27 protein-coding genes are annotated in these 26,178 nt (G+C 61.9%); 9 read left to right on the top strand and 18 right to left on the bottom strand.

Features of this window, described 5'->3' with window-relative positions; translation table 11 throughout:
* Position 1: 1 nt before the first annotated feature.
* The 12 genes from BAMB_RS25210 to BAMB_RS25160 form a co-directional block, all read right to left on the bottom strand.
* Complete coding sequence (locus BAMB_RS25210; RefSeq protein WP_011659976.1) at positions 2–1,375, bottom strand: preATP grasp domain-containing protein; 1,374 nt, start codon at positions 1,373–1,375, stop codon at positions 2–4.
* On the bottom strand, positions 1,368–2,291 hold the full coding sequence (locus tag BAMB_RS25205; protein WP_158380547.1) for a fatty acid desaturase family protein: 924 nt from the start codon (positions 2,289–2,291) through the stop codon (positions 1,368–1,370). The genes BAMB_RS25210 and BAMB_RS25205 overlap by 8 nt, the downstream gene beginning before the upstream one ends.
* A gap of 2 nt (positions 2,292–2,293) precedes the next feature.
* Entirely contained in the window at positions 2,294–3,013 is a 720-nt protein-coding gene (locus BAMB_RS25200) for a hypothetical protein (protein ID WP_011659974.1), read from the bottom strand.
* A 277-nt stretch (positions 3,014–3,290) separates the two neighbouring features.
* Positions 3,291–3,950: a LuxR family transcriptional regulator gene (locus BAMB_RS25195; protein WP_158380546.1), complete on the bottom strand. Its 660-nt coding sequence runs from the start codon at positions 3,948–3,950 to the stop codon at positions 3,291–3,293.
* 223 nt (positions 3,951–4,173) lie between these two features.
* A complete protein-coding gene (thrS, locus tag BAMB_RS34455; RefSeq protein WP_011659972.1) occupies positions 4,174–5,382 on the bottom strand; it encodes a threonine--tRNA ligase in 1,209 nt (402 codons plus the stop codon).
* Between the two features lie 387 nt (positions 5,383–5,769).
* Complete coding sequence (locus tag BAMB_RS36000) at positions 5,770–6,147, bottom strand: hypothetical protein (protein ID WP_227739334.1); 378 nt, start codon at positions 6,145–6,147, stop codon at positions 5,770–5,772.
* A 538-nt stretch (positions 6,148–6,685) separates the two neighbouring features.
* Positions 6,686–7,270: a GNAT family N-acetyltransferase gene (locus BAMB_RS34445; RefSeq protein WP_227739332.1), complete on the bottom strand. Its 585-nt coding sequence runs from the start codon at positions 7,268–7,270 to the stop codon at positions 6,686–6,688.
* Positions 7,271–7,698: 428 nt separating this feature from the next.
* The gene (locus tag BAMB_RS25180) at positions 7,699–8,901 is read right to left on the bottom strand and encodes an L-dopachrome tautomerase-related protein (protein WP_011659969.1); all 1,203 of its coding nucleotides are present in this window, start codon (positions 8,899–8,901) and stop codon (positions 7,699–7,701) included.
* 30 nt (positions 8,902–8,931) lie between these two features.
* Complete coding sequence (locus BAMB_RS25175) at positions 8,932–9,222, bottom strand: putative quinol monooxygenase (RefSeq protein WP_011659968.1); 291 nt, start codon at positions 9,220–9,222, stop codon at positions 8,932–8,934.
* Positions 9,223–9,236: 14 nt separating this feature from the next.
* Positions 9,237–10,031 (bottom strand): SDR family NAD(P)-dependent oxidoreductase, encoded by a 795-nt coding sequence (locus BAMB_RS25170; RefSeq protein WP_011659967.1) that lies wholly within the window; start codon positions 10,029–10,031, stop codon positions 9,237–9,239.
* Positions 10,032–10,088: 57 nt separating this feature from the next.
* Positions 10,089–10,931 (bottom strand): type 1 glutamine amidotransferase domain-containing protein, encoded by an 843-nt coding sequence (locus BAMB_RS25165; protein ID WP_011659966.1) that lies wholly within the window; start codon positions 10,929–10,931, stop codon positions 10,089–10,091.
* Positions 10,932–10,952: 21 nt separating this feature from the next.
* On the bottom strand, positions 10,953–11,666 hold the full coding sequence (locus tag BAMB_RS25160; RefSeq protein WP_011659965.1) for a type 1 glutamine amidotransferase domain-containing protein: 714 nt from the start codon (positions 11,664–11,666) through the stop codon (positions 10,953–10,955).
* 121 nt (positions 11,667–11,787) lie between these two features.
* Here BAMB_RS25160 and BAMB_RS25155 point away from each other — a divergent pair, with 121 nt between their 5' ends.
* The 9 genes from BAMB_RS25155 to BAMB_RS25115 all read left to right on the top strand — a co-directional run bounded on the left by BAMB_RS25155 (position 11,788) and on the right by BAMB_RS25115 (position 20,442).
* The gene (locus tag BAMB_RS25155) at positions 11,788–12,696 is read left to right on the top strand and encodes a LysR family transcriptional regulator (protein ID WP_011659964.1); all 909 of its coding nucleotides are present in this window, start codon (positions 11,788–11,790) and stop codon (positions 12,694–12,696) included.
* 604 nt (positions 12,697–13,300) lie between these two features.
* On the top strand, positions 13,301–13,687 hold the full coding sequence (locus BAMB_RS25150; RefSeq protein ID WP_011659963.1) for an ectoine synthase: 387 nt from the start codon (positions 13,301–13,303) through the stop codon (positions 13,685–13,687).
* A 107-nt stretch (positions 13,688–13,794) separates the two neighbouring features.
* Positions 13,795–15,015, top strand: coding sequence for an MFS transporter (locus tag BAMB_RS25145; protein WP_011659962.1), 1,221 nt, complete (start codon positions 13,795–13,797; stop codon positions 15,013–15,015).
* Entirely contained in the window at positions 15,005–16,528 is a 1,524-nt protein-coding gene (locus BAMB_RS35995) for a class I adenylate-forming enzyme family protein (RefSeq protein WP_011659961.1), read from the top strand. The genes BAMB_RS25145 and BAMB_RS35995 overlap by 11 nt, the downstream gene beginning before the upstream one ends.
* The gene (locus tag BAMB_RS35990) at positions 16,423–17,562 is read left to right on the top strand and encodes a class I SAM-dependent methyltransferase (protein WP_198488766.1); all 1,140 of its coding nucleotides are present in this window, start codon (positions 16,423–16,425) and stop codon (positions 17,560–17,562) included. The genes BAMB_RS35995 and BAMB_RS35990 overlap by 106 nt, the downstream gene beginning before the upstream one ends.
* The gene (locus BAMB_RS25130) at positions 17,562–18,794 is read left to right on the top strand and encodes an acyl-CoA dehydrogenase family protein (protein WP_011659959.1); all 1,233 of its coding nucleotides are present in this window, start codon (positions 17,562–17,564) and stop codon (positions 18,792–18,794) included. Before BAMB_RS35990 ends, BAMB_RS25130 begins: the two co-directional genes overlap by 1 nt.
* Positions 18,791–19,324: a RidA family protein gene (locus tag BAMB_RS25125; RefSeq protein ID WP_011659958.1), complete on the top strand. Its 534-nt coding sequence runs from the start codon at positions 18,791–18,793 to the stop codon at positions 19,322–19,324. The genes BAMB_RS25130 and BAMB_RS25125 overlap by 4 nt, the downstream gene beginning before the upstream one ends.
* A 144-nt stretch (positions 19,325–19,468) precedes the next feature.
* Entirely contained in the window at positions 19,469–20,086 is a 618-nt protein-coding gene (locus BAMB_RS25120) for a LysE family translocator (RefSeq protein WP_011659957.1), read from the top strand.
* A 107-nt stretch (positions 20,087–20,193) separates the two neighbouring features.
* Positions 20,194–20,442, top strand: coding sequence for a hypothetical protein (locus BAMB_RS25115; protein ID WP_041490118.1), 249 nt, complete (start codon positions 20,194–20,196; stop codon positions 20,440–20,442).
* A gap of 123 nt (positions 20,443–20,565) precedes the next feature.
* Here the strand turns inward: BAMB_RS25115 and BAMB_RS25110 are convergent, their stop codons facing one another.
* The 6 genes from BAMB_RS25110 to BAMB_RS25085 all read right to left on the bottom strand — a co-directional run bounded on the left by BAMB_RS25110 (position 20,566) and on the right by BAMB_RS25085 (position 26,167).
* On the bottom strand, positions 20,566–21,924 hold the full coding sequence (locus BAMB_RS25110; protein WP_011659955.1) for an MFS transporter: 1,359 nt from the start codon (positions 21,922–21,924) through the stop codon (positions 20,566–20,568).
* A 197-nt stretch (positions 21,925–22,121) separates the two neighbouring features.
* Positions 22,122–22,508, bottom strand: coding sequence for a 4-carboxymuconolactone decarboxylase (gene pcaC / locus BAMB_RS25105; RefSeq protein ID WP_006749282.1), 387 nt, complete (start codon positions 22,506–22,508; stop codon positions 22,122–22,124).
* A 10-nt stretch (positions 22,509–22,518) separates the two neighbouring features.
* Entirely contained in the window at positions 22,519–23,304 is a 786-nt protein-coding gene (gene pcaD / locus BAMB_RS25100) for a 3-oxoadipate enol-lactonase (protein ID WP_011659954.1), read from the bottom strand.
* Positions 23,304–24,686: a 3-carboxy-cis,cis-muconate cycloisomerase gene (locus BAMB_RS25095; RefSeq protein WP_011659953.1), complete on the bottom strand. Its 1,383-nt coding sequence runs from the start codon at positions 24,684–24,686 to the stop codon at positions 23,304–23,306. Before BAMB_RS25095 ends, pcaD begins: the two co-directional genes overlap by 1 nt.
* 88 nt (positions 24,687–24,774) lie before the next feature.
* The gene (locus BAMB_RS25090; protein WP_006749279.1) at positions 24,775–25,431 is read right to left on the bottom strand and encodes a CoA transferase subunit B; all 657 of its coding nucleotides are present in this window, start codon (positions 25,429–25,431) and stop codon (positions 24,775–24,777) included.
* A 19-nt stretch (positions 25,432–25,450) separates the two neighbouring features.
* A complete protein-coding gene (locus tag BAMB_RS25085) occupies positions 25,451–26,167 on the bottom strand; it encodes a 3-oxoacid CoA-transferase subunit A (RefSeq protein ID WP_006756646.1) in 717 nt (238 codons plus the stop codon).
* Positions 26,168–26,178: the final 11 nt, after the last annotated feature.

The following is a 26,178-nucleotide window of genomic DNA, read 5'->3' as shown; positions in this document are numbered from 1 at the left end:
CTCACCCCGGTAGTGCGACCGACTCTTGAGCCAGCTCGAACTCGCGCCGGAATGTACGCTCGAGCGCAAGCGCGCCGGACAAATCCCGCGCGTACACCATGTACTCGATCGTGCCGGTACCCGCAGTATCTTCCGTGAGCACAATGACGCCAGCTTCGCCGCGCTGCGGCGTGAGCCTACGCGAAACGGTCAGCGCCGCGCGCAGGTCGCGGACGGGCACTCTATTGCGCGTCACGACTGTATGCGTGGACAGATAGTCCGGCCCCACCAGTTCGCACAGGATTGCGTCGAGATGGCTGCAACCGCCGATGCGCCCGTTGATCTCGGTAAAGACGATTTCGCCGTCGTCGGTTACGATGGCATCGAAGTTCGCGCGCCCGACAAATCCGAGACGCCGGGCAATCGACGCAAGCACGTCGCCTTGGGCCAGAAACGCGTCGATCACACCGGAAGGTAGCTGGCTCGGGATCTGGAACCCGGTCCACATGATCATGCCGTTACCACGCTTGTCGCCCGAAGCGTCCATCCGCAGATCGCCGTAGCTCACCAGCCGGCACGCATCCGCTCCGATCTCGTATTCCGCATACAAGACATCCGAGCCTTCGTGAAACCGCTCAACGATCACCTGGCAGTTGCCGACGGTATCGGTCTGAGTCGTCCACAGGTCACGCGCAAAGACGGTATCGACGTCCGACAGGTGCGTCAGCGCGTACACCTTGCGGACCCCCGGATAACTGTCCCGACGCTCGAGCGTGACCGCAATGTTTCCGTCTCCGCCGGCATTGACGTCCTGCTTGACGATCACGCTCGCATGTCTCGCCAGCATGTCGCGCAGCGTCAGATAGAACTCGCCGAACGAACGGCACACGCGCCCGTCCGCACATCCGACGCGACCGGATGCAAGCGCACGGAACACTGCCTTGCGATTCAGCAGTTCGGCACCGGCCTGTTCCATAAAGTTCGATCCGTTCGACACGGGTTGCACAATGCGGAGTTGATCGCAAAGCAACCCGACCGATGACGTATGAAAGTACGGATAAACCGTCCAGCCAGCCCCGCCGACGCGCAGTCCTCGCAATGCGACTAACGTCGCCTCATCGAGCAGGCGGTCTGAAGTCAGGACTACTGGATCGGAGATATCGGAGGAGGGCGACACGATCTGCGCAGCGGAAAGCTGGCGTCCCATCACGTCGGATATGTACGCGATCATGTCGCCCGATACCGGCGACGGCAAGATAGCAACATCGTCACTCGTCATCTGCCAGACGAGGCGCCTTGCTGCAATCGCTGATACCTGGCGAAGCGGAAGCGATGCACGCTTCGTGTCCCCGATCATTGCTTCGTTATCGACGTTGCCCACGATGAGTTTAGCCATGAGTTGCCCCGTGCTCCCGACGTTGGAGAAGTTCCCGGCAAACGCGCCAGTGCCATTTCAGATAAGACGATTCACGATGCATGCCGGCATCCGGACGCTCGGCGATTTTGGCCAGCAACGGTGCCGGCGCCCCCGGATAGCGATGATGTTCGGTATGAAAATTCGCATTCCACATGAAGAACCGAACGATACCGTTGCTCATCGTTGTCCGCGATGCCAGGTAGCGCGGTTGCACCGGTTCGCAGCCGTAATGCTCCGGCAGTCCGAAGAACATCAACCAAAAGTAAGCGAAAAACACCGGACCGATATAAGCCGTGACCAGTGCCGACGGCCAAGCCCCGGTTGCCGCGACGATGACGAGCAACCATGCGGCGATGCAAAGCGCTTCGCGGCGCGCACGCGATTTCCGGCGCGTGGTCGCGAGATAGGACGGAGCATCTCCTCCGATCAGGCACGCGTTCAGGCGCAGGTTCGCAACGAGAAAGCCGACACCGGTCATCGCAGCAGCGTAGGCATACAAGGTGTCGAAGCGGGCAACCGATTCCGTGTCGCCGTCCGTCGCCAGGCACCGGTGATGTTTCAGATGCTTGTCTGTATAGGCCGTGTAGTTCACGAACAGGACATTCGCGGCGAGATTGCCGACGATCGCGTTGACGGCGTTCCCCCCCACGAAGCTTCGATGCAGGCATTCATGCGCGAGGTTCAGGAACCCGCTCAATACGAACCCCGCGGCAACCACCAGGACGACACGGGCAATGGCGTTGCCGGCCCGGCACGCCAGCCATGCCAGCAAACCGAACATCGCTGTCGCGCCGATGACCTTCGCGATCGCAACCGCATCTCGGCGTCCGCGACGCTGCGAACGATATGCATCGATCTCGAGCAATACGGGATCGGAATCGAGTTCGTCTCTCATGTTCATTTAGCCAAGGACACGAGTGCCGCACACCAGGAAATGTTGTCGGACACCGCCTGCGCAACGCGCTCGGCGAATCTCGGGATGTCCTCGTCACCGACGATGAGCTGAATCATCCTCCTCGTCATCTCGACGTGATACGCCTCGGCGGGATCGTCGCCACCAACGTGGCATTGAAAATAGACGAGCCCTTGGCGGTCGACGCCATAACAGCGGCTCGTCGATTCCCAGAGCGCGTCGATCATCGAATTCGCGTGCAATTCGAACGCCACCATGTTCGCGCACCGCTCAAGCGCGGATGGCGCTCCAAGCCCTGCGAGCAGTTTCGTCAGATACGGCCCCGTCGGTGCGCTGAAATCCGGGGTTGCGACGTGTCCAGTCAGCGTCTCGATGTCGTTTTTCAGGAGGCTGGCATGAAACCATTTGCCGGTATCCAGAATGCTATGCAACCCCTGCTTACCGTATCGTTCGATGACGTATGCGCCGCCCGTCTCGTCCCAGCAGAGAAAATTTCCCACCACGCTCGTGATTTCGACGTCCCGCGTCATCGGCCGATTCGACTTAATGGCCTCAAGAACAGCGTTAGCTTGCGCACCGGCCTGCAGGTAGGGAAACGCCTGCGACATCGCTAGGTAGTGCGGGAAGATTTTTTCTAGCGCTGCGCGCGACGACACGTGCCGGAATGGATGATCGTCGAGGCCTGCCTGCAGTTCGATCAACATTGCATCGATTTCCCCATCAACGACCGGGCTCAGGATTGCTTCACAAACATCAGCCATGCGTTCACCTCATCTACCATCGCGATTGTGATGGGCCGGTACCGCAGGTCCGTACCAGCCGCCGATTGGACGATCAGAATTTGATCTGGTCGCTTGCGTCGATACCACTTTGCCGATTTTCGATGCGGTCTCACACTACAAAGACTTGTAGTGCCCTTGCCGACGTGGCGAGACGGATCGGTACGAACACGTCTCTGATCCGCCTCGCGCAACCAGGCAATTACAACAAACCAAATCTGGACGCCATAAGTACGGCTTGCCGACGCGTCGGCACGTCGAACTTCTTCATGATGCTCCGGATGTGATGGAGTACGCCGTGCTCGGTCAGCGACACAATGCGCGAAATATCCCAAGTCGACTTTCCTTCAGCAACCCATTTGAGGATTTCGAGCTCACGCGTACTGAGGCACGGTGCATCGGATTGCACCGCCTCCAGCCTGCGGCACGCATCAAGCATGAGATTCGCGACAAGGGCACCCCATGATGGGACGTCGCAGGGCATGTCGCCGTCGTCCAACGCCCGCGCCTGTCGAACAAAGCTCACGCATGCCACGTCGCCATGCCGGCTATGCGCCGGAAACGACACCCCGTCGTTTAACCCATATATGCGGCCTTCGTCTCGAAATTCGCGCTGTTCGGTTGTCGCGAATATGCGGTCGCCCCAGATCAGCGGCATCAACGACGATAGCGCGTGCTGCGCAATCGGATCGATCGTCAGATAAGCCCGATCTCGATAGAGGGATAGCCACGCCTCTGGGTAGTTCGACAGCGTGCGGCAATTCTTCAGTGTCCCGCCGCTCATCCGATACTCTTGGTAACAAACATGGTCGAAGCCCGCGAGGTGGCCGATGTCGATCAGCATCCGGCCCAGTTCGTCCATGCATGTGCAACTGCCAATCTCGAACACCATCTCAAACACCCGTTCGCTGCACCGATACGGCGCAGACTTACGATAACCCTCGGCCCATTGAATTACTTGCTCACTGGCTTCTCTCATGATTTTATTAGAATTACTTATTGAATTGTGGTTGTTGATTGAATCGACTGATCCGCCATGCGCCCTCTATCCGCCTGCGGTCGCCGAAAACATTGCTGTTTTCAAATCAGAACACCCGCGTCGCAGACGGGACGCACGCGTGCTGCTTCAGGTACGCGAGTGCATCGTTGATCGTCAGCACGTGCTGCTCCCCATCTCTCAATCGTAACGACACTTCGCCAGCCAGCGCCTCTTTGCGTCCTGCTATCGCGACAATCGGCGCGGCCAGTTCCCTTGCATCGAAGATCTTGCGCGGCAGGCGTTCGGCACGGAAATCGCGCAGCACCCGACAGCCGATGTCTTCGAAGGCGAACGCCGTGTTGTCGGCGAATGCGCGGTCATCCTTCCCAATGTTCGCAACGACGATCTGGTCCGGTGCCAGCCAAGTGGGCAACCATCCCTCGTAGTGTTCGAGAAGAATCCCGATAAACCGTTCGAGGCTTCCCAGCACTGCGTGGTGCAACATGACGGGCGTCGCCTTCGCACCGTCCTCCGCAACATATGCCGCACCGAGCCGCTCCGGCAATACGAAATCGAGCTGGATCGTCCCGCACTGCCACTTCCGCCCTTGACGGTCGAACAGATGAAATTCGAGCTTGGGGCCGTAGAACGCCCCTTCTCCCGCCTGGATCGCGAAATCCAGACCCGCTGCCCGCGCAGCGGATGCCAGCATCGCTTCCGAGCGATCCCAGACCGCATCGTCACCCGCGCGAACCGCCGGCCTCGTCGACAAAGCCACATCGAATTCGCCGAATCCGAAGTCTGCGTAGATCGTCTTCAGCAATACGCAAAATCGTGCGACTTCAATCTCGACCTGATCCGGCATGCAAAGCACATGAGCGTCGTCCTGCGTAAACGCACGGGCACGCATGAGGCCATGTAGCGCCCCGGATGGTTCGGCCCGATGGACGGCCCCAAATTCGGAATATCGGATCGGGAGATCGCGGTACGACCGACTGCCTTTTTTGAAAATCTGCACATGGCACGGACAACTCATCGGTTTGAGACAGTACGGGTTATTGTCACTTTCGAGAGAAAACATGTTTCGCCCGAATTTCTCCCAGTGACCGCTCTGTTCCCAAAGATCGCGCGACACGATCTGAGGAGTCCGCACTTCAGCAAAGGCGGCCTGACGCATCCGGACCCGAATATATTCCTCGACAACCCGATAAAGGACCATCCCGCGTGGATGCCAGAAGATGGCGCCCGGACTTTCATCCTGCTGATGAAAAAGATCGAGTTTGTTGCCGAGCACGCGGTGATCGAAATCGTCCATCATGTTCTCCGTTGACGTTGGTACCGGTCGAACGGAGCATAAAAAAAGCCCCGTCCGTTTCCGGCGGGGCTTGGGGATGGTTTGAGGCACTGACTTACGACGTGCAACCTCCCCCCGGCCCGCCATTGGCGGTCGTGGTGGTGGTCGTGGTAGTCGTAACGAAAAGTGCGTTCATGTGACTAATCTAGGCAACCTGTTAACGTCTGTCAATAGCGCGTTTGAGTCTAAATTCAGCACAGCGACTTCCTGCTTCATTACGAACCCCCAAATAGAAATACAAACGAAAGCCACAGAAAGCAACGAGAATGGTTCGCCGGGGCTGGAAGTTATCGGCGGTAGGCAGAAACGAGGGCTCCAAAAACTGCAGCCACAATACCCCAGGGCGCGTCACTTCTTAGTCAAGACAACATATTGAGACTGCGGGCATCTTTTCCGAGAACCCACTATTTCTGAGAAGAACACCATCGTTGTCACCTCAAAAAAGAAGTCCTTGGGCATGGAAATTAAGGGAAAAATCGTCTTCGTAATCATCGATGCGAGCAGGCTGCCGCCGACCACCGACACGCCGTCGGTCGCGCCCAAGATCGCGTTGAAGCGATGCTGCCCCTCGTGTCCGACCATTTCCGGCACGTCGGACATCATGGACACTCGGTACATGCCCTGGAACAGGGCGATGAAGAAAAGCTCGGCCGCACGCGACGACACGGCCAGCGCGCTGCCGGCTTCGGCCAAAAAGATGAGCGTGCGGCCGGAAAACCTGCTCAACCGCGGCACCGCCCGCGACCGCGCCGAACTGGCGTGATGCCCTCGTCAAGCCGAGTAGCGCAGCGGAGCCCGTGACTTCGAGCGTAAGTAGCCGGTACGTAACTGATCATCGTCGAACTGATGTCCGAGATCGTCTCGAACGACAATCAGACGTACAACTGCGCCAGCGAAGAGGAATGGCTTTTTTCCAGAACCAGCTCGGATTTCATGTCGGACTATCTCGCTGAAGAAAAGGAAATCAGCAGCATGTCCCGGAACGCAAGCACGTCAAGATTCGCTTGCTGTACAGATCAAAAAAACAATCGACACATCGATTCACGAATTCAGCACACCGAGCATTCAATCAAATTCTATACAATCTCACCAGCCGATCAAAAATATGACGCATCCGACCACCCCTTAATTAAATCGACTCAACCACTAATCAGCCATGCATGCACAAATCAACCTCCAAAGTCGCGCACAATTACGCACGTCACAACACCAACGTCGTCATCCATTACGCGACGCAGATAATTCGACACAAATAGATACCCAATCAGTCGAGTTCACTAATACGAGACGTGAGAATGTGATCGGCCCACTGACCATTTATCTTGAGATATGCCCGAGCACGCCCTTCCACTTCGAATCCCAATCGTTCCAATAGTCGAGCACTTCGGGAATTTTCAGGTTTATAGTTCGCCATTATGCGATGCAAACCACATACATCAAAGGTGAATTCAATTGCTTTCGACAAGGCTTCGTACATCAATCCATTACCTTCTTCGTCAGCAGCTACCGAGAATCCTAAATGACATGCTTGGAATGGCCCGCGAACAATATTGGTGAAACTACACTCCCCGACAAGCGCAGCACTTTCGGAACGACGTATCAATATGTGTAACGCATTACCTTCCTGCATTTGAGTTTCCATATCACACAGCCGCTTCTCAATTTCGACTACTGTGTAAAAATTCTCGGACCTTGACGGATTCCACGGTTCGAGATGATGTCGATTCTCGCTGTAGTATCTGAGCAAATCGCTTGCATCATTCCGGCGAGCGCGGGACAGAATCAGGCGCTCGGTTCGAAGACCGTTACTCGCAAAGCATTGAATCGGCATGATGGTTTGCAATTTCATGGCAGACGAGTCCGAGGAAGCAGGCACGTGCATCATCGACTGGAAATCGGGAATAAGCTAAGGAAGCGATTCCCTCGAAAGCGAATGCCAGCACGATACCTGAACCTACGAGCATCGATAATTGAACGAATATTTGATCTAGACGGTTCACGCCGATTCCGGTGCAGCCCAGAGCACTGAGTATGACCCGTAAGCGAAGAAGGTTGAATGATCTTCAGCGCGAAGAATTCAGCCCATTCGGCGATGATACATTCACTCGCGGCGATGATGCGGGCATCTGCAAGTCACTTTCGGGTTGCTCAAGTCTGAGGTTTTCGGTCCCCATCGCCCTCCTGCCAAGAGCCAACACCACAAGCCCATACGCGGTTACATTCCCGGCAGGCTATAAACCATCTATCGACCGATACACACGCACCACCGATTTTCAATCACTTGCCCCCAATCGACATCCGCCACAACTCGTAGCGCTCGTGCCCACTGGCGACCCGCCCCGCGACGTGATCATTCAGCGCACTAGCCGTAAAGACCAGATCGCCATTCGGCAGCACCGCCGGCGTATCCGGCCAATGCACGCCATCGTCAGATGCGATCAACGACATCGCCCCCGTGCGCGGTTCGTACTTCACAATGCCGTTATGCGTGACGTCGGTAATGTAGAGCGCGCCCCGCGAATCCGTCACCATGCCGTCCGTATTGCTGCCAACGGCGCCAAGATCACGAATCTCCGCGGCAATCTCGGCATCCGTCGAACCGTGCTGTCTCAGAACGGCGGTCGGAACCGAACGTACGCGTGTCCCCGTCGTCACCGTCCAGTACAGCGTTGCGCCGTCCGGCGACAGCGCGATTCCGTTGATACCGATCAGCAGCGGCTTTCCCGGCCATACTTCAGCGCCATGGGAAACGACCTTCACCCCCGCTTCGACCTGCAAATCCGGATGCCTGTCCAGCACACGCCGTGCGGTACCCGAAGCGAAGTCGGCAACAATCAAGCCCACCTTGTTATCGGGCGCACTGCGCGAGCCACTGTCGGAAACGTAGGCAATGCGCCTGCGTTCGTCGACCACGATGTCGTTGAGGAAACTGCCGGCACGATCGGCCACGCCGTCGAGGCCGATGCGCTTCACAATTCGTCCCGACTTCAGATCGAACACCACGATTTTCTGGGCGCCCGCGGGTGCTTCGGATTCGCCGGCAACGAACCCCATGTCGAGCGCCCATAACCAATCGTTTGTGCGGTCGACGTAAAAGCCCAGCACGTTGCGCAAATGCTCGGCAGGCGCGGTCGATATGGCATTGCCTTCCATCGACGGAAATGGCGTCAGCCGCGCCGGGCCGGTCGTCGATCGCGTATCCAGCCTGCTGAGCGTCGCCGGCGTCGATGCCGCGACGAAGCGCGGCGTACTCACGTATGCGGCGCCGCGTGCATCGAAATGAAGGCCGGCAATCGGTGCATTGACCGAGCCTGCGAACGGCGCGGGATCCCCATCGCCTTTCGGAGTCTCCCAACTTACTCCGGCATAGCTTCGCCAGCGCTCGAGCCGGGTATCGGCCGCCGCAGTCGCTGCAGTCGCGCAACTGATGAAGGCAAAGGCGAACGCAATTGCCGTGACTCGATTCGAGCGCTTGAACATGATGAGGGGTAGTCGGTGAGTTGGACGGGGTTATGCGATTTGGCGCAGATGCAGCAACTGGAAGTTTTCGATCCACTGACCAGCGCTCGCGCGGAATGCGTCCATCAGCGGGCTGCGCATGTGATGCTCCCAGGACGCACGGTCCAGCCATTGCTCGAAGAAGACCACCGTCCCGGGCTGCTCCAGCGATTCATGCAGTTCGTAGCTGAGACAGCCGGACTGGTTGCGCGCCATTTCGACAAGTTCCCGCTGCGCTTGCACCAGCACCGCCTCATAACCTTGCTTCGCTTCGACGAGCGCGACGATGACATGGGCGGACATATCGACGCACCCGTTCAGAGAATCGACCGGAAGGTGCCGCCTTCGACGCGCACCGCCGCGCCGTTGGATGCTGCGCCCAACGGACTGGCCAGCAAGGCCACCATGGCGGCGATCTCGTCGGCTTCGATCATGCGGGCGATCAGCGAGCTCGGGCGATAGGTCTCGAAGAAGTGCGATTCGATTTCCGCATCGCTCATGCCGGGTCGCGGCGCGGTCTGCCGCAAATACGCGACGATGCCTTCGGAACGCGTCGCGGACGGCAGCACGCTGTTGACGGTCACGCCCGTACCCTTCGTCAGTTCGGCCATGCCGCGCGAGACCGCGAGCTGTGCCGATTTGCTGACGCCGTAATGCACCATGTCCGGCGGCGTAAACGCGCCGACCTCGCTGGACATGAAGATCACACGCCCCCAGTTCTTCGCAAGCATGCGAGGAAAGTAATGGCGTGACAGTCGCACCCCCGACATCACGTTGACGTCGATCATTCGCAGCCAGTCGTCATCGGTGATTTCCGCGAACGGCTTGGCTTCGTAGTAGCCGAGATTGTTCACGAGAATATCCGTATCCGGCTGCGCGTCGATCAGTTCGGCAACGCCTCGCGTGCCACTCACGTCGGCAACGATTCCGCGTACGCTGCCTTCCGGGACTGCCGCGGTAATTTGAGCGACGGCTTCGTCGAGTTTGTCGCGGTGACGCCCCGTGATCGTGACCGACACGCCCTCGCCGACCAACGTTCGCGCGATAGCCATGCCGATTCCGGCGGTAGCGCCCGTGACGATCGCGGTTTTGCCTTGCAGTTGCAGATCCATGTGTTCGTTCTCCTTTGCATCATCGAAGAACCGGCGATGCCGGTCCATTGCGTGGCATTACTTCAGCCGCTTCAGCATTTGGCCGGCGACGTCGAGTGCGGACGCCGGGTTCTGGCCTGTGATCAATTCGCGATCGGTCACCATGTGAGCGGTAAAGGGCACCTCGTTGCTGCTGTAAATTCCACCGGCGCGTTGCAACGCCGTCTGCGGATAGAACTTCATCGCGCCGCCGCCGAGCAGTGCTTTCGCCTGCTCTTCTTCCGCGTTGCTGATCACCGTCATGCGGTAACCGGCATAGATCCATTTCGGCGCGCCATCGCCGGCCTTCCCGGCGGCGAGTTGCCGTGTAAAGCCCGGTGCATCGGGCAGCGTCGACAGCAGCGCAATCGGCCCATGGCAAACGAGCGCCGTGGTCTTGCCGCGCGCATGAAAATCGGCCAGCAGCCTGCCCACCGCGGGACTGGTCAGAAGATCCTGCATCGGCGCATGACCGCCGGGAACATAGACGGCATCGAAGTGGCCGTAACCGATCTGCTCGACCCGCGCCAGACTGATCACGGGAGAGTGCGCACGCGACGTGATCTGCAACTTGTCCAGCAAAGCCCGGTAGTCGCGCATCGCCTTTTCGTCGCCGTTGAAGTACATCTTGTCGGCAGACGTGGCATCCATCGTCGGCGCCTTCCCCTCGGGCGTGGCGAAGGTCACCTGATGGCCTGCATCAAGCAGGGCCTTCACGGGCTGCATCAGTTCGTTCAGGTAGAAGCCCGTCGCGAACACTTTGCCGTCCTTCAGATCGAGGTGATCGGAATCCGACAACACTACGAGCACGTTGGCGGCGTGAGCGCTGTACGCGGCAATGCCGAGCATCGCGGCTACGGCGAGCTTGCGCATCGAATACATGGTTTTCTCCATCGGGGAATGTCAGGCCTGTTCGGATCGGTTCAGCAACAGGTAGCGAATCGCCGCGCCCACACCGGCAGCCGACTGCGGGTTCTGGCCGGTCACGAGACGCCCGTCGACCACGACCTTCGCCGTCCAGCTCGGTGCGGGATGGTGATGCGCACCTCGCTGCGTCAACGTGCTCGCAAGCAGGAAAGGCACGACGTGGTCGAGCTGGACCGCGCGTTCCTCTTCATCCGTGAATGCGCCGAGGTTCTTGCCGGCGACCAGGTAAGTACCGTCGCCCAGCGTCACATCGACCAGCGCCGCAGGGCCGTGACATACCGCTCCGACCACGCCGCCAGCCTCGTAGACCGCGCGCGTCACCTGCTGCACGTCGGCATTGCCCGGAAAATCCCACATTGCACCGTGGCCGCCCGCAAAGAAGACGGCGGCGTATTTCGACGCGTCGACATCGCCCAGTCGCTGCGTGTGGCGCAGCGCGTCGCGGAACGCACTGTCGTTCCAGTAGCGCGCGTTGACTTCATCCGTCAGCTCGAGCCCATCGACGGGCGGCTCGCCGCCCTGGATCGACGCGAATTCGACCGGGATGCCGGCCGCGTCGAGTTCGGCAAGCGGATGCGTCACTTCGCCGAGGTAAAAACCGGTCGGCTCGCCGGTCGCGCCTTTCGTCGCGTGGCTCGTGAGTACGAACAGCACGGTCAGGCCCTGCCGGTCGCGAGGGTCACGATTCATGGTTTGCTCCTTGATTTCGGTGAGTGACCGGACGACGCAGTCACGATGCGCTCACTTTATTTGGCCCGCTCAAGGAGATAAACTGGCTTAAAAGTAAATCTTCTGTTCTTTGGAGGACAAGATGGCGCGAAGATTCGACCATCTCGGTGACGTGGAAGCATTCGTCACGGTGATCGAAAAAGGCTCGATGACAGCGGGCGCGGTGGCGCTGGGCAGCACACCGTCCGTTCTCAGCCGTGCCATTACCCGTCTGGAGACGCGGCTGGGCGTGCAATTGCTGCGCCGTTCGACTCGACGGCTGAGCCTGACGGAACAAGGCAGGCTCTATCTGGAGCAATCGCGTGCGGCGTTCTTGCTGATCGACGACGCCGAGCGTGCGATTCAGGGGCACGGCGGCACGTTAACCGGCCATGTCCGCATCAGCGTACCGACGACGTACGGACACTATCGTCTGCCGCCGCTGCTGCGGCAGTTCACGCAGCAGCACCCGGAGGTTCGCGTGGAGCTGAACATCGCGAACCGGAACGTGGATCTGGTGGCCGAAGGGTTCGATCTGGCGATCCGGCTAGGTGAATTGCCGGACAGCGGCCTGGTCGCACGCAAGCTCGAGGACGCGGCGCTGTGCCTTGTCGCGTCGCCGGAGTACGTGGCGCGCGCAGGCGTGCCGGAGAACGTGGCGGATCTGGCGCACCATCTGTGTTTGCCTTTCATGCTGCCCAGCAGCGGCCGTATCGCGCCCTGGGTGTTCCGGGATGACGGGCAGGACATCGATTGGCTCCCGCCGTCGAACGTCGCGGTCTCCGACGACGTGCTTGGGGTTGTTTCCATGGCGCAGAGCGGCGCCGGCATCTGCCAGACCTATGACTTCATTGTTCAGGATCGCGTGCGGGCCGGGAGTCTCGTCGAAGTGCTGCCTCATCTTCGTGGGCGCACACGGCCGTTTTCGGTGATCTATGCGCCGCATCGCCGGTTGTCTGCGGCGTCACGGGCTTTGATCGACTTGATCGTTGCGTCTACTGGCGATCAGTGAAGGGGAAATAGAAGGGTTGGGGATAGACTCCTGTGGGTATCTGAAGCCTTGGATATTTGCAAGCAATGCGAATAAATCACACTTTAGGCAGCGTGGGTCATGGACGGTTTGTAGCCGAATGATAAAAGAAGAGAACGATAGTCGGCCCCGCAGGGAACATCAGTTGTCGGCGCCCTTGTATTCCATTCGATGCCAATCGCTGGAGGAACTCCGAGTTGGCTCGGCCGGCCGTGCCCACACGAGAACGTCTTGGTACGCACCGGAGATCGCTCTGCTTGTTCGCTCCATCGCGATCGCAAGGCAGTGTCGCTGCCAGGGAAACACTGCCACGGATTATGTCGGCAAGCCAGGCAATCCACAAAAAATGTAGATAAACTACATAACTCCTGTCCAGCCTCACCCCAACGCCTCCAAGGTAGATTTGCATAATCACCGGAAATTCCCCCATATTCTGCCCTTGACCAGCCACGCCATCAGCGGTTAATGTTGAAAAACTACATGATTTAGCCGGCCATTCTGTTACGGGCACTGGCTTGCTTTTTCGTGGCTTCGCTTCCGCTGAGAGCAGGACAATAATTTCTTACAAAAAGAAAGGAGTGCGAATATGTTCGTCAGGAACCTGAGAGACGTCGAAAAGGATGGCCTGCTTGTCGAATGGGGCTCCGGCACAAGCCATCGCTTGTTGACGGAAAAGGACGGCATGGGCTACGGCGTGTGCCATACGGTGGTGCGTGCGGGTACGGAATCGCTCCTGCAATACCGCAACCATCTCGAAGCCTGCTATTGCATTGCAGGCGAAGGCGAGGTCGAGGACATGAACGGTAACGTCTTTCCGATCCGCCCGGGCACCATCTACGTGCTCGATCGACACGACCAGCATTACCTGCGCGGCGGCAAAGACGGGGATCTGGTGCTTGTCAGCGTCTTCAATCCCCCGCTCAAGGGACACGAACGGCATAACCTGGAGTCTGCAGAAGCGTCCGCTTACTGACGCTCGATACGCTCATTCCGGGAGGCCCCGGGGTACCAGCCCTCCCGGCAACGTCCGCAGGAGCGCGCATGCATCGCGTGCTCCGCGCAAAAGAAAGGTGACTGTTCGTGCGCGCCCAGCATCAAGCCTTTTTCCATTCGCTTTTCCTTGCCCGCCTCGCCGACCAGATTCTGTTGTTTCTCGTGCCGCTGGTCATCTTTCAGATGACAGGACGCGTGTCCTGGTCGGGCATCGCGTTTTCGCTCGAAACACTGCCGAGATACCTGTGCTTCCCGTTTCTAGGTGCGCTTTGCGACCGGTATTCGCCCACGAAACTGATGCGCGTCAGTCAGGTTCTCCGCGCGGCAGTATGCGTCGCGGGCGTCGTCGCCTACGACCTCGTCGGCGGTATCGGATGGCTGATCGCGCTGTCCGCGTTGTGCGGCATGCTGACGAGTCAGGGCATCGTTGCGCGCGAGGTGATGCTGCCGCAGATATTCAGCAGCCATCGCTTCGAAAAAGTGTTGTCGTATTCGCAATTGGCCGACCAGCTTGGTCTGGTGCTCGGCCCCATGCTCGCGGCGATCATGCTGTCGTGGTGGCGCTGGGAATTCGTCGTGGTGGCCGCGGCCGTGCTGTTTGTCACAGCCGACGTCGCGCTCGCCTATTGGCAAAAGGCCAGCGCGTTCGAATTCGTGATGCCGGAAGGCACGCACGGCACCTGGTTCACGCCGATCAAGACGGCCTTGTCTCACGTCATCCGTCTTCCTGGCCTCAAGTCCGTCATCATGTTGGCTGCCGCGGAGAACCTCGTGATCGGCGTCACGCTCGCGACATCCGCCGCGATGGTCACCGGCTTTCATCACGAAAGCGGACGCTATTACGCAGGACTGCAAACGGTAGGCGCGTGCGTGACGATCGCGATTCTGCTGACGACGGCGAGGTTGCATGTCCCGAGGCGCGTCCTCGGCCTCGTCGGCTTCGGTTCGATCTGTATCGGCGGCGTTATCGCGGCAGCCAGCCCGGGAATTCCGGGGTACGTTTTCGGCTTCCTCCTGATCGTCGGATTCGACAAGATGTTCAACGTGTACATCCGGAGCACGCGGCAGAAGATCATCCCCGCGCGCGACTACGGCAAGACGACGGGAGTCGTCATCCTCCTCAACAACATGACACAGCCGCTCGCGGGCGTCGCGGTAGGCGCGTTCTCGACGCGTTTCGGACCAGACACGGTGATCATGGTGCTGTCCGTGTGCATGGGTTGCCTCGGGTTGCTGGTCTCGCTCGCGCCCCGCATTCGAAAAGGCCACAGCCCCTCGTCGGCCTCGGTGTCCTCACATGAAGGCTGATGCCATGATTGAACGATTCCCGCAATACTTCGAGCGCAGCGCGAGCAGCCGGCGAGACAAAGTCGCGCTGGTGGTCGACGGACGTTCGGCAACCTACGGCGAATTGCTGGACGTGATGTTGACGATAGCCGATACGCTTCAGCGTCTCGGCATTCCCGCCGGCGCGCGCGTCGCGATCTATTCGGAGATGTCCGTGCATGCGGTGGCGGCCGCATTCGGCATCCTGAAGGCCGGATGCGTACTGGCATGCATCAGGCACACGATCGACACCGCCGAACTGGAGCAGCAAATCGCGGATTGCGGCGCCAGCGCGCTCGTGGCATCGCGATCGACCTCGCCCCGCATCGCGTCCCGTCATCGCGCGGTCACGATCGACGCAACCCGCGGCGACCTGTCGGAATATGTCGTCTGCTTCGCGGCCGACGGCGCATCCGAAGCGGGCAATCCCTCCACGGATGACGCAGCAACGATCTTCTACACATCCGGCTCGACGGGCGATTCGAAGGGCGTGCTCGTCACGCACCGGATCATGATTGCCGCGTTCCGCTCGGTCTCCGGCTATCTCGCCAATAGCGAACGCGACATCGTGCTCAGTTTCTCCCCGGGCTTGAGCTCGGACTACGGCTTTTACAACACGGTCATGCCGCTGCTGTTCGGGGGCCGTGCCGTGGTCGAGACGGCGTTGCCCGCTTCGGCCGCCGCCATCGTCGACATCATCGAGCGGCACGGCATAACCGGCCTGCACGTCTTTCCGCCGGCGCTTTTCCGTCTGTGCGAATCGGGCGACCTGCCTGCCTCGAGACTGCAATCGCTGCGGTATGTCTCGACCAGCGGACAGGCGTTTCCCGGCAAGTACATTCGCCTGCTCAGGCGTGCGCTACCGGCTGTCCTGATCTACTGCAACTACGGTTCGACCGAGTGCAAACGCATCGCCTACCTGCCGCCCGCCGAACTCGACCGACGTATCGGCTCGGTCGGCAAAGCCATTCCGGGCATCAGAACCTACCTCGTCGGCAACGACAATGCACTCGTGGTCCGGCCATGGGAGGTCGGTGAACTGGCGGTAGCCGGCGATCTGCTGATGGAGAAATACTGGGGGCGCGAAAGCGATACCGCCCGCGTCATTCGCGAAGGATGTTTCGGTGAATCGCGCGTGTTCATGACCGGTGATCTGTTCGCGATGGACGAGGACGGATTCCTGTTCTTTCAATGCAGGAAGGGCGACCTGTTCGATCGAGACGGCGTGCCGGTGAATCCGCGCGCCGTCGAGCGGGTACTGCTCGACCACGAATCCGTTGCGGAAGCGCTCGTCGTACCGGTTTCCCGGTCAGACGGCGCACGCGTCCCCAAAGCCTATGTCGTTCCGGCTGCGACATCTGCGGCCAATGCAATCGAGCTGCTCGATCATTGTCGCCGCCATCTGGATTCCGCCGCGGTTCCGGCAAGCATCGACTTCCTCCGGGCGCTGCCAAGAACGTTCGGCGGCAAGGTGTCCGCCCAGGGTTTGAACTGATACCACATGCGAAGAGGTCAACCATGACGTCAAGCGGAATCGAGGACGGCGCGGAGCAATACCTGGAAAGCGCGCCGATGATCCGGATGGCAAGTTATTTTCACAGCCTTGCGACGGGCGCGACGCAGGTGCCGAAGCAATCGGTCGCGAGCCGCATCCGCCATTTGCTGCGCGATCCGGACGTGCTTGCGTATCACGACCTGATGGTCGCCGAAGCCGGGCCGCTGTTCACGCATTTTCTTGCCAGCGTGCCGGCCATACTGGAGGAAATGTCGCGCGTCGGCGTCGCGCTCACGCGGTATTCCGAACGTCGCAGGCAGCACGCGGATCAGCACTTCGAGTTTTACGAAGTGGATGCCTTCGACGGCACCAACGGCAGAACGCTGGCAAAACGATCGAATGGCCTGATCCGCACTTTCACGAACTCGCCCAATCCGGCCAACGAAACGGCGTTCAACCAGTTCGCCAATCACGACTTCTCGACGTTCCACCCGCAGGCATTCGCCCACGTCACCCCTCGGCTGTTCCGGGAGCATGCGCGCCTCGACCGCTTCTCCGGCACGTTCGACTACATCTACGAGACTGCCGCATTTCAGTTCTATGGCGTGGATCGCGCGGACCAGATTCGTCATGTCGCGCGTCTGCTCAAGCCGAACGGATTGATCTTCTTCCTCGAGAAGCTCAACTGCGATTCGCTCGACGAGTACGACAAGCGCGAGAGCGTCAAGGACGAACTGCACAAGAGTCGTTACTTCAGCCGCGAGGAAATCGACTGGAAGCGCAACCAGATGCTTTCGCAGATGCAAAACGGACAGGTGACGTTCGATACGCTCGTCGCGTCGATCCACGAGCAGTTCGAACATGTCTATCTGCTCTGGAACGGGACGAATTTTCACGAGTTCGTCGCCTCCAACGACGCACGATCGATCGAGGAATTCGTCTCGCTGCTGGGCGAACCCTGCATCGAGCCCGTGTTCTGCTTCGATCACCCCGTACCGCGCAGAGTGGCCGGGCCGCGAGGAGACGCGACGTGATGCAGCTGCATGATGACCTCCCGTCAATGGATACGATCCGGTCATGCGTGGACGGGCTCGAACTCGAGCGCACACAGATCGGCCGACGCATCGAACAACTGCTCCCGCGCTGGCAGGCTCGCGCACAGGCGGCCGATCAGTTCGCGCGCCTGTCGCCCGAGACAATGGCCGAACTGCACGACGCCGGGCTCCTCCACCTGCTGACACCGCGCCGCTACGGCGGATTGCAACAGGACTTTCCGACACTCGTCGAAGCTGCGCGGCTCGCAGCCACCGCGTGCGCGTCCACGGCCTGGATGTTAAGTGTCGTCGGCGGACATGTGACGACTGCGGCGCGCCTGCCCGCCGCCTGTCAGGACATCATCTTCGCGAACGGGCCGCGACAGCTGTTCGCGACGGCCACGGTTCAGAACGGCACGTTCGTCAGGGACGGCAGCGGATTCCGGTTGAACGGCATCTGGCGCTACAGCTCGGGCATCGATCACGCAACCTGGGTGATCGTCTCGGCACGACTCAGCGGGACGGACGCACCGGAGGCCCAGGAGATCTTCAAGGTCGTGGTTCGACGCGAAGACGTCCGTGCGCTCGACACATGGCACGTATCCGGCATGCGCGCGACAGGTTCCAGGGATATTGCATTCGACAATCTGTACGTATCGGACGAGTGGATCTTCGCTCGTTCGAACTATTTTGGCCCGCATCCCGCCGGCGCCGACCTGCATCCCGACGCGTATCTGTACGACGTGGCGCTCATCCCGTACAGCACGACGTGGATCATCGGACCGATTCTAGGCTGCGCACAGGGCGCGTACCGGCACTGCATCAATACGCTCCGCAGCCGCGGTAGAAGCTGCGACGCGATGCTTTGCGGGCACATCGCGAAAAGCGACGCGGAGCTCACCTGCGCGGGTCGTCTCTACGACACGCTGGTCCGCACCTTGCACACGGCCGGCATCGCGCGGCGCGCGGTGTCGCCCGCCGAGACGGTCCGCATCAGGCGTGATCGCGCATTCATCGCGCAGCTTTGCGTCGACGCGATCCGACGACTGATCGGCAGCATGGGCACCGCCGTGGCATTCGACGCCCATCCTGCACAACGTCACTGGCGCGACCTGCAGGTCATGGCATCGCACATCGACGTCGGCTGGGACGCGGCGGCTGTTGCGTATGGCGGCCACGCGATCGCGCATTCGACGGACACGTCCCGCGATTCCCCGCCGGTGTATCAATGAATACCGCGGCGCCGGACGACGAAACGGAGACGATCGACATGAACCGGGACGCGATATTCCGCGGAATTGCCGATGCGCTGGGACTCGCCGTCGACGAGGACTTTGGTGCGGCCGGGCGGTACGCTCCGCTCATGCGCTGTGACAACCAGATCTTCGTCAGTGGACAGATTCCGAAGCTTAACGGTGAAATCACCATTCGCGGTTTGATCGGATCGGAAGTGTCGGTGGACAGTGGTCGGCGCGGCGCGATGATCTGTGCCGCACGCTGCATCGCGCTATTACAACGATCACTCGGCACCCTCGATCGGGTCCGGGCAGTTCCGCGCATCGGCGTCTACATGCAAAGCGACCCTGCATTCGAAGAACACAGTGCCGTCGCCGATGGCGCATCGGAGGTGGTGTATTCCGTGTTCGGCGAAGCGGGCGTACACGCCAGAACGTCACTCAGCGCATTCCGGCTGCCTCGATACGCTGCGGTCGAAGTGGATCTGGTTGCATTCGTCTGGCAGGACCGCGGACATCTTTTCTGAGAACCAACCACTCCTTCGACCACCGCCGCGCACACCCCTCCCTCCCCGTACCGGCATCCGTCAACATAACTGTACCGGTACTGTACATAAAACCGTCGCTAAACTGACTCCATCCCAGTCTCGAACCCCAATGGAGAATCCGCGATGGAATTCCTCACCCTGAGCGCGTTGCCCGCCGGCATGCTGTTCGCGCTCGTCACGTCGATCACGCCCGGCCCCAACAACACGATGCTGCTCGCCTCCGGCGTCAACTTCGGTTTCCGCCGCACGATGCCGCACCTGTTCGGCATCAGCATCGGCGTCGCGATCCTGATGTTGTGCGTGGGCTTCGGTCTCGGCGAAGCGTTCCGCCGCATGCCGGTCCTGTACACGATCCTCGAAATCGCGAGCGTCGCCTACCTGCTGTACCTCGCATGGCGGATCGGCACGTCCGGCGAGGTGAAGGCGCAAGGCGCGAAGCCGCGCCCGATGACGCTCCTCGAAGCCGCCGCGTTCCAGTGGGTCAATCCGAAGGCGTGGATGATGGTGCTGACCGCCGCGACGACGATCCGCCTGTCCGCCGACTACGGGATGAACGCCGCGTGGATGGCCGTCGTGTTCATCCTGATCGGCTTTCCGTGCATCTGCCTGTGGGCCGCGTTCGGCCTCGGCCTGCGCCGCTTCCTGTCGAACCGCCGCGCGTTGCGCATCTTCAACGTGACGATGGCCGTGCTGCTGATCCTGTCGCTGTATCCGCTCATCGCACATCTGCTGCCGCAGTAAACGCGCACCAGCGCACCCGTTGAGCTTCCCGTCATGCAGGCGTACCCTTTTGGTACGGGCGCGTGCAACCGCTTCGGCGGTTGCGCCGCCACTGCATGGAGATTGCCGTGAAGCCAATGCTGAAAGCCGGCGAGCACATCGAGGGCATGCACTGGATTGCCGAGTACCATCCGCTGACGCACGAGATCCGTGTGCTGCGCGAAGACATCGAGATCGGCGTCTACTGCGCGCCGCCGACGATGTTCGGTGAAGAGGAAGACATGGGCGCCGCGAACCTCGCCGATCATCGCAGCCGGGAGGCCGCGCTGCGCGCGTATCTGCGCAACTTCGTCAAGGAACACGACGCGGAGGAGTAACGGCGCCGCGGCCGTGAAATCAACGGGCCGCTGACGCGGCCCGGTCTGCTGTTACGCGTCGGCCGTCTTCCGACCCACCGCAACCCACGCGGAGCCGGCGCATCGCCCCGGCCCCGATTGCGCTCAATGCCCGAGCGACTCGATCTTGCCGCCCGGCTGCGCGACGCCATGCGGCCGCGCCATCTGCTTGATCAGCAACGCGAGGCATGCGAGCAGGCCCGCGACCGCGATCGTCCCGAACACGCCCGCGAACGAAAAGTGCCGGCGCGTCAGCTCCGCCACGAGGAACGACCCGGCAATCCCGCCGAAGCGGCCAACACCGAGCATCCATGCCACGCCCGTGCCGCGCCCTTCGGTCGGGTAGAACGCGGCGGCGAGCGCCGGCATCGACGATTGCGCGGTGTTCATCAGCACGCCGGCGATGAATACGACCAGCACGAGCAGCCCCACATTCCCCGCCGCCTGCCCGATCGCATAGACGCTGATCGCGGTCAGCGCGTAGCACACGGCGATCACACGGTTCGCGTTGAAGCGGTCCATCAGCACGCCGCACAGCACCGCGCCGACACCGCCGAGCGGGAACAGCGCGGAGATCAGCGTCGCGCTCTTCGGCGTGAGGCCGGCGTCCTTCAGCAGGATCGGCATCCAGTTGATCGACGCGTAGAAGATCACAAGGCCCATGAAGTACGCGAGCCACAGCATCACCGAACCGACGATGTACGAGCGCGACAGCACGACGCCGAGCCCCTTGCTGCCCGTCTGCGGCGCGGTTTCGGTCATCACGAACGAGCCGGCGTTCAGCGCGTCGCGCGAAATCCGTGAGAGCGTCGTGCGGATCCGGTCGACGCTCCGGCCGTGCGCGACCATGAAGCGCACCGATTCCGGCATCTTCAGCAGCAACAGCACGCCGAGCAGCAGCGGCGTCACACCGCCGAGCACCAGCACGCTGCGCCAGCCGAAATGCGGAATCATCCACGCGGCAAGGAAGCCGCCGAACGCCGCGCCGAGCGGGAAGCCGCAAAACATCAGGTTGATCACGGTCGCACGGCGCTTGTCCGGGCAGAACTCGCCCATCATCGTGACCGCGTTCGGCATCGCGGCGCCGAGCCCGACGCCGGTAATGAAACGCAGGATCGTCAGGTGTCCGATCGTGTTCGAGAACGCAGACATCAGGCACGCGACGCCGAACAGGAATACCGAGCCGAGCAGCAGCGAGCGGCGCCCGAGACGGTCGGACAACGGGCCCGACACGAGCGCGCCGCACGCGAGGCCGAACAGCGCGGCGCTCAGCACGGGCGCGAGATCGGGTTTGGTGAGGTTCCATTCGCCGAGCAGCGACGGCGCGATGAAGCCGATCGCGGCCGTATCGAAGCCGTCGAGCAGCACGATCACGAAACACATCAGGAATACGAGCCACTGAAAGCCGCCGAACGGCTGCTCGTTGATGAAGGTCTGGACATCGACCACGGTTGTGCGATTCATCGCTAGTCTCCTTGTCGGCCGAAACTGGCGCTTAAGCGCTCGCTTCGGTCCCATCCAACATTGATATATGCAACAAGCGCGGCCTCGTGGCCGCGCCTTGCCTTCGTTCACGCACCGATTCGCCGCCGGCGCGCTTGTCGATCGTCACGGCTCGCCAGCATCGGCACGCCGTGCGACCGGATCACTGCCGGCCCCGCCTAGGCGGCCCCATCCTGTTCCTTGAAGATCTTGTCCGCGAGATGGAACGCGGAGTTCGCCGCCGGCACGCCGCAGTAGATCGCGGTCTGCAGCAGCACTTCCTTGATCTCGTCGCGCGTCACGCCGTTGTTGCGCGCGGCGCGCAGATGCAGCGCGAGTTCCTCGCCGCGGTTCAGCGCGACCATCATCGCGATGGTCAACAGGCTGCGCGTATGGCGCGGCAGGCCGTCGCGCGTCCAGATCTCGCCCCACGCATAGCGCGTGATCAGGTTCTGGAATTCGTCGGTCACCTCGGTGCGGTTCTCGATCGAACGGTCGACGTGCGCGTCGCCGAGCACCGCGCGGCGCACCTTCATCCCTGCTTCATAACGTTGCTGATCGTCCATCGTCAGTGCCTCACGCGGTCAGGAAGTCGAGCAGCGCGCGGTTGAAACCGTCGGTGCACTCGATGTTCGAAATATGCGCGGCGTCGAATTCGACGTGGCGCGCGCCGGGAATCGCGGCAGCCAGCGCACGGCCCTGGTCCGGCGGCGTCGACATGTCCTTCGCACCGGTCACGACGAGCACCGGCAGCGCAATGCCCTTCACTTCCTCGCGCAGGTCGGCCGCGTTGAGCGCGTCGCAGTTCGCCGCGTAACCGTCCTTGTCGGTATGCACGAAGGTGTCGCGGATCGCATCGAACAGGCGCGGCTCGCGCTCGACGAACGCGTCGGTGAACCAGCGCGGCAGCACGGCGTCGGCGAGCGCGGCCATCCCTTCGGTACGCGCCTTCTGCGCACGCGGCGCCCACACTTCCGGCGAACCGATCTTCGCGGCGGTGTTCGCCAGCACGGCGCGCACGATGCGCGACGGGAAGCGCGCGGCGAGCGCGGCGCCGGTCAGGCCGCCCATCGAGATGCCGCAGAAGTGCGCGCGATCGATGCCGACGTGGTCGAGCAGGCCGATCACGTCGCCCGCGAGCTGGTCGACCGTGTACGAGCCGGCCGGTGCATCGGAATGGCCGTGACCGCGCGTGTCGTAGCGCAGGATGTTGAAGTGCTGCGTGAGCGGGCGAATCTGCGGCGCCCACATCTGCAGGTCGGCACCGAGCGAGTTCGAGAAGACGAGCCACGGCGCGTCGTCGCGCGCGGCACGGTCGATCCGGTAATGCAGTTTCACGCCGTTGACAGTGGCGAAGGGCATCAGTGTTCTCCTGGTTGTTTCGGGCTCGCGTGCTGGGCGTGCAGCGCGAGCACGGCGTCGACGTAGGCCTGCGCCTCGCCGACGTAATGTGCGGGATCGAGCAGCCGCGCGAGCGCGTCGCGCGACAGGTGGGCCGATACGGTCGCGTCGGCGGCGAGCACGTCGAACAGCGTCGCGCCGGTGCGCACGGCCTCCTTCGACGCATGCTCGACGACATGGTGCGCATCGAGCCGGCCGATCCGGTCGCCGAGCGCGAGCATCACGGCTTCGCCGAGGATCAGCCCGTGCGTCAGGTCGAGGTTCGCGGCGAGGCGTTCGGTGTTCACGTCGAGGCCCGCGACGATCTGCGCGATCTGCGCGAGCGCGCCGCCGGTCAGGCGCGCGAGGTCGGGCAGCGCGTCCCATTCGGCCTGCCAGCCGCCGAGCGCGCGCTCGTGCTCCTGGACCATCCCCGCGAACACGGTCGCGACGAGGTTCGGCGCGCGCACCGCGGCCGTCAGCACGGCCGCGCAACCGACCGGGTTGCGCTTGTGCGGCATCGTCGACGAGCCGCCCTTGCCGGCGGCCGCCGGTTCGCCGAGCTCACCGACTTCGGTCTGCATCTGCAGCGACACGTCACGCGCAATCTTGCCGAGCGTGCCGATCAGCATCCCGAAGCACGACGCGGCTTCCGCGATGCGGTCGCGCTGCGTATGCCACGGCACGGCCGGCAGCGCGAGCTTCAGGTCGGCCGCGAGCGCGGCGCTCACGCCGGCCGCATGCTCGCGCAGGCTCGCCAGCGTGCCGGCCGCGCCGCCGAACTGCAGCACCAGCGCGCGCTCGCGCAATTCGGCGAAGCGCGCGCGATGGCGCAGCAGCGCATCGAGCCATTGCGCGAATTTCAGGCCGAGCGTGATCGGCAGCGCCTGCTGCAGCCACGTGCGGCCGATCATCGGTGTCGCGCGATGCGTGCGCGCGAGCGTCGCGAGCGACGCGCACGCTTCGTCGAGCAGCGGCTCGAGCACGTCGAGCGTGTCGCGCAGCTGCAGCACGGTCGCGGTATCGATGATGTCCTGGCTCGTCGCGCCCCAGTGCACGAACTTCGCGGCCTCGGGGTCGTCGGCCTTCACTTGCGCGGTGAGCTGCTTGACGAGCGGAATCGCGAGATTGCCGCCGAGCGCCGCGCCATGCGCGAGCGCGTCGGCGTCGAGCCGATCGGCATCGCACGCGCGTTCGATGGGCGCGACCGCGGTGGCGGGAATCACCTGCTGCGCGGCGAGCGCGCGCGCGAGCGCGGCTTCGACGTCGAGCATCCGCTGGATCGTCGCGCGGGGCGACCAGATCCGGTTGAGCGGCTCGGTGCCGCAGATGAGGGAGGTCAGGCGGGCGCTGTCTTCGAGCATGGCATCAGATTGGGGAAACGGCGTGCGCCTATTGTCTACCCAAGCGTGCCGGCGTGCGCAGCATCGCGCGCGCCGGCACGCTTGCCGTTCAGGCCGCGGCCTTGCGCGTCGCGTCGATCAGCGGCACGCCGGTCAGCTTCTGCAGTTCGTCGAACGACAGGTCGGTGAAGATCTCGCTCACCGCGAGGCCGTCGCTCGTCACGTCGAGCACGGCGAGATCGGTATAGATGCGGCTCACGCACTGCACGCCGGTGACCGGATACGAGCATTGCGCGACGATCTTGCTCTCGCCCTGTTTGGTCAGATGTTCCATCATCACGAACACCTGCTTCGCGCCGATCGCGAGGTCCATCGCGCCGCCGACGGCCGGAATCGCATCGGGCGCGCCGGTATGCCAGTTCGCGAGATCGCCGTTCGCCGACACCTGGAACGCGCCGAGCACGCAGTAGTCGAGATGGCCGCCGCGCATCATCGCGAACGAATCCGAGTGGTGGAAATAGGCGCCGCCGGTGAGCAGCGTCACGTGCTGCTTGCCGGCGTTGATCAGCTCGTCGTCTTCCTCGCCGGGCGCGGGCGCCGGGCCCATGCCGAGCAGGCCGTTCTCGCTGTGCAGGAAGATCTCCTTGCTCGGATCGAGGTGGTTGGCCACCAGCGTCGGCACGCCGATGCCGAGGTTCACATAAGCGCCTTCGGGGATGTCCTGGGCGACGCGCTTGGCCATTTCATCGCGGGTCAGTCGTTTCATTTCGAATTCCTCGGGGCAGTCAGGCGGCTTGGGATGCAGCACGTTCGGCAGCCAGCTCGGCCGCATGTGCGGCCTGCGGCACTTCGACGACACGCTGCACGAAAATGCCAGGCGTCACGATGTGTTCCGGGTTCAGCCCGCCGAGCGGCACGACTTCCGACACCTGCACGATCGCGACCTTCGCGGCGCTCGCCATGATCGGCCCGAAGTTGCGCGCGGTCTTGCGATACACGAGATTGCCCCAGCGGTCGCCCTTGTACGCCTTCACCAGCGCGAAATCGGCGTGGATCGGCGTCTCGAACACATACGACTTGCCGTCGATCACGCGCGTTTCCTTGCCTTCCGCGAGCTTCGTGCCGAAGCCCGTCGGCGTGAAGAAGCCGCCGATGCCGGCGCCCGCCGCGCGGATCCGCTCCGCGAGGTTGCCCTGCGGCACGAGCTCGAGTTCGATCTCGCCCGCGCGGTACAACGCGTCGAACACCTGCGAGTCGCTCTGGCGCGGGAACGAGCAGATGATCTTGCGCACCCGCTTCGCCTTGAGCAGCGCCGCGAGGCCCGTCTCGCCGTTGCCCGCGTTGTTGTTGACGATCGTCAGGCCGCGCGCGCCCTGCTCGATCAGCGCGTCGATCAGCTCGGACGGCATGCCTGCCGTGCCGAAGCCGCCGATCATGATGGTCGCGCCGTCGTGGACGTCCGCGACCGCCGATTGAAGCGATTCGAAAATCTTGTTGACCATGTCTCTTCCTG

This window comes from Burkholderia ambifaria AMMD, from assembly GCF_000203915.1.
Classification (GTDB): domain Bacteria; phylum Pseudomonadota; class Gammaproteobacteria; order Burkholderiales; family Burkholderiaceae; genus Burkholderia; species Burkholderia ambifaria.
The sequence above is the reverse complement of the archived record's forward strand: the minus strand, read 5'-3'. Positions and strand labels throughout refer to the sequence as shown.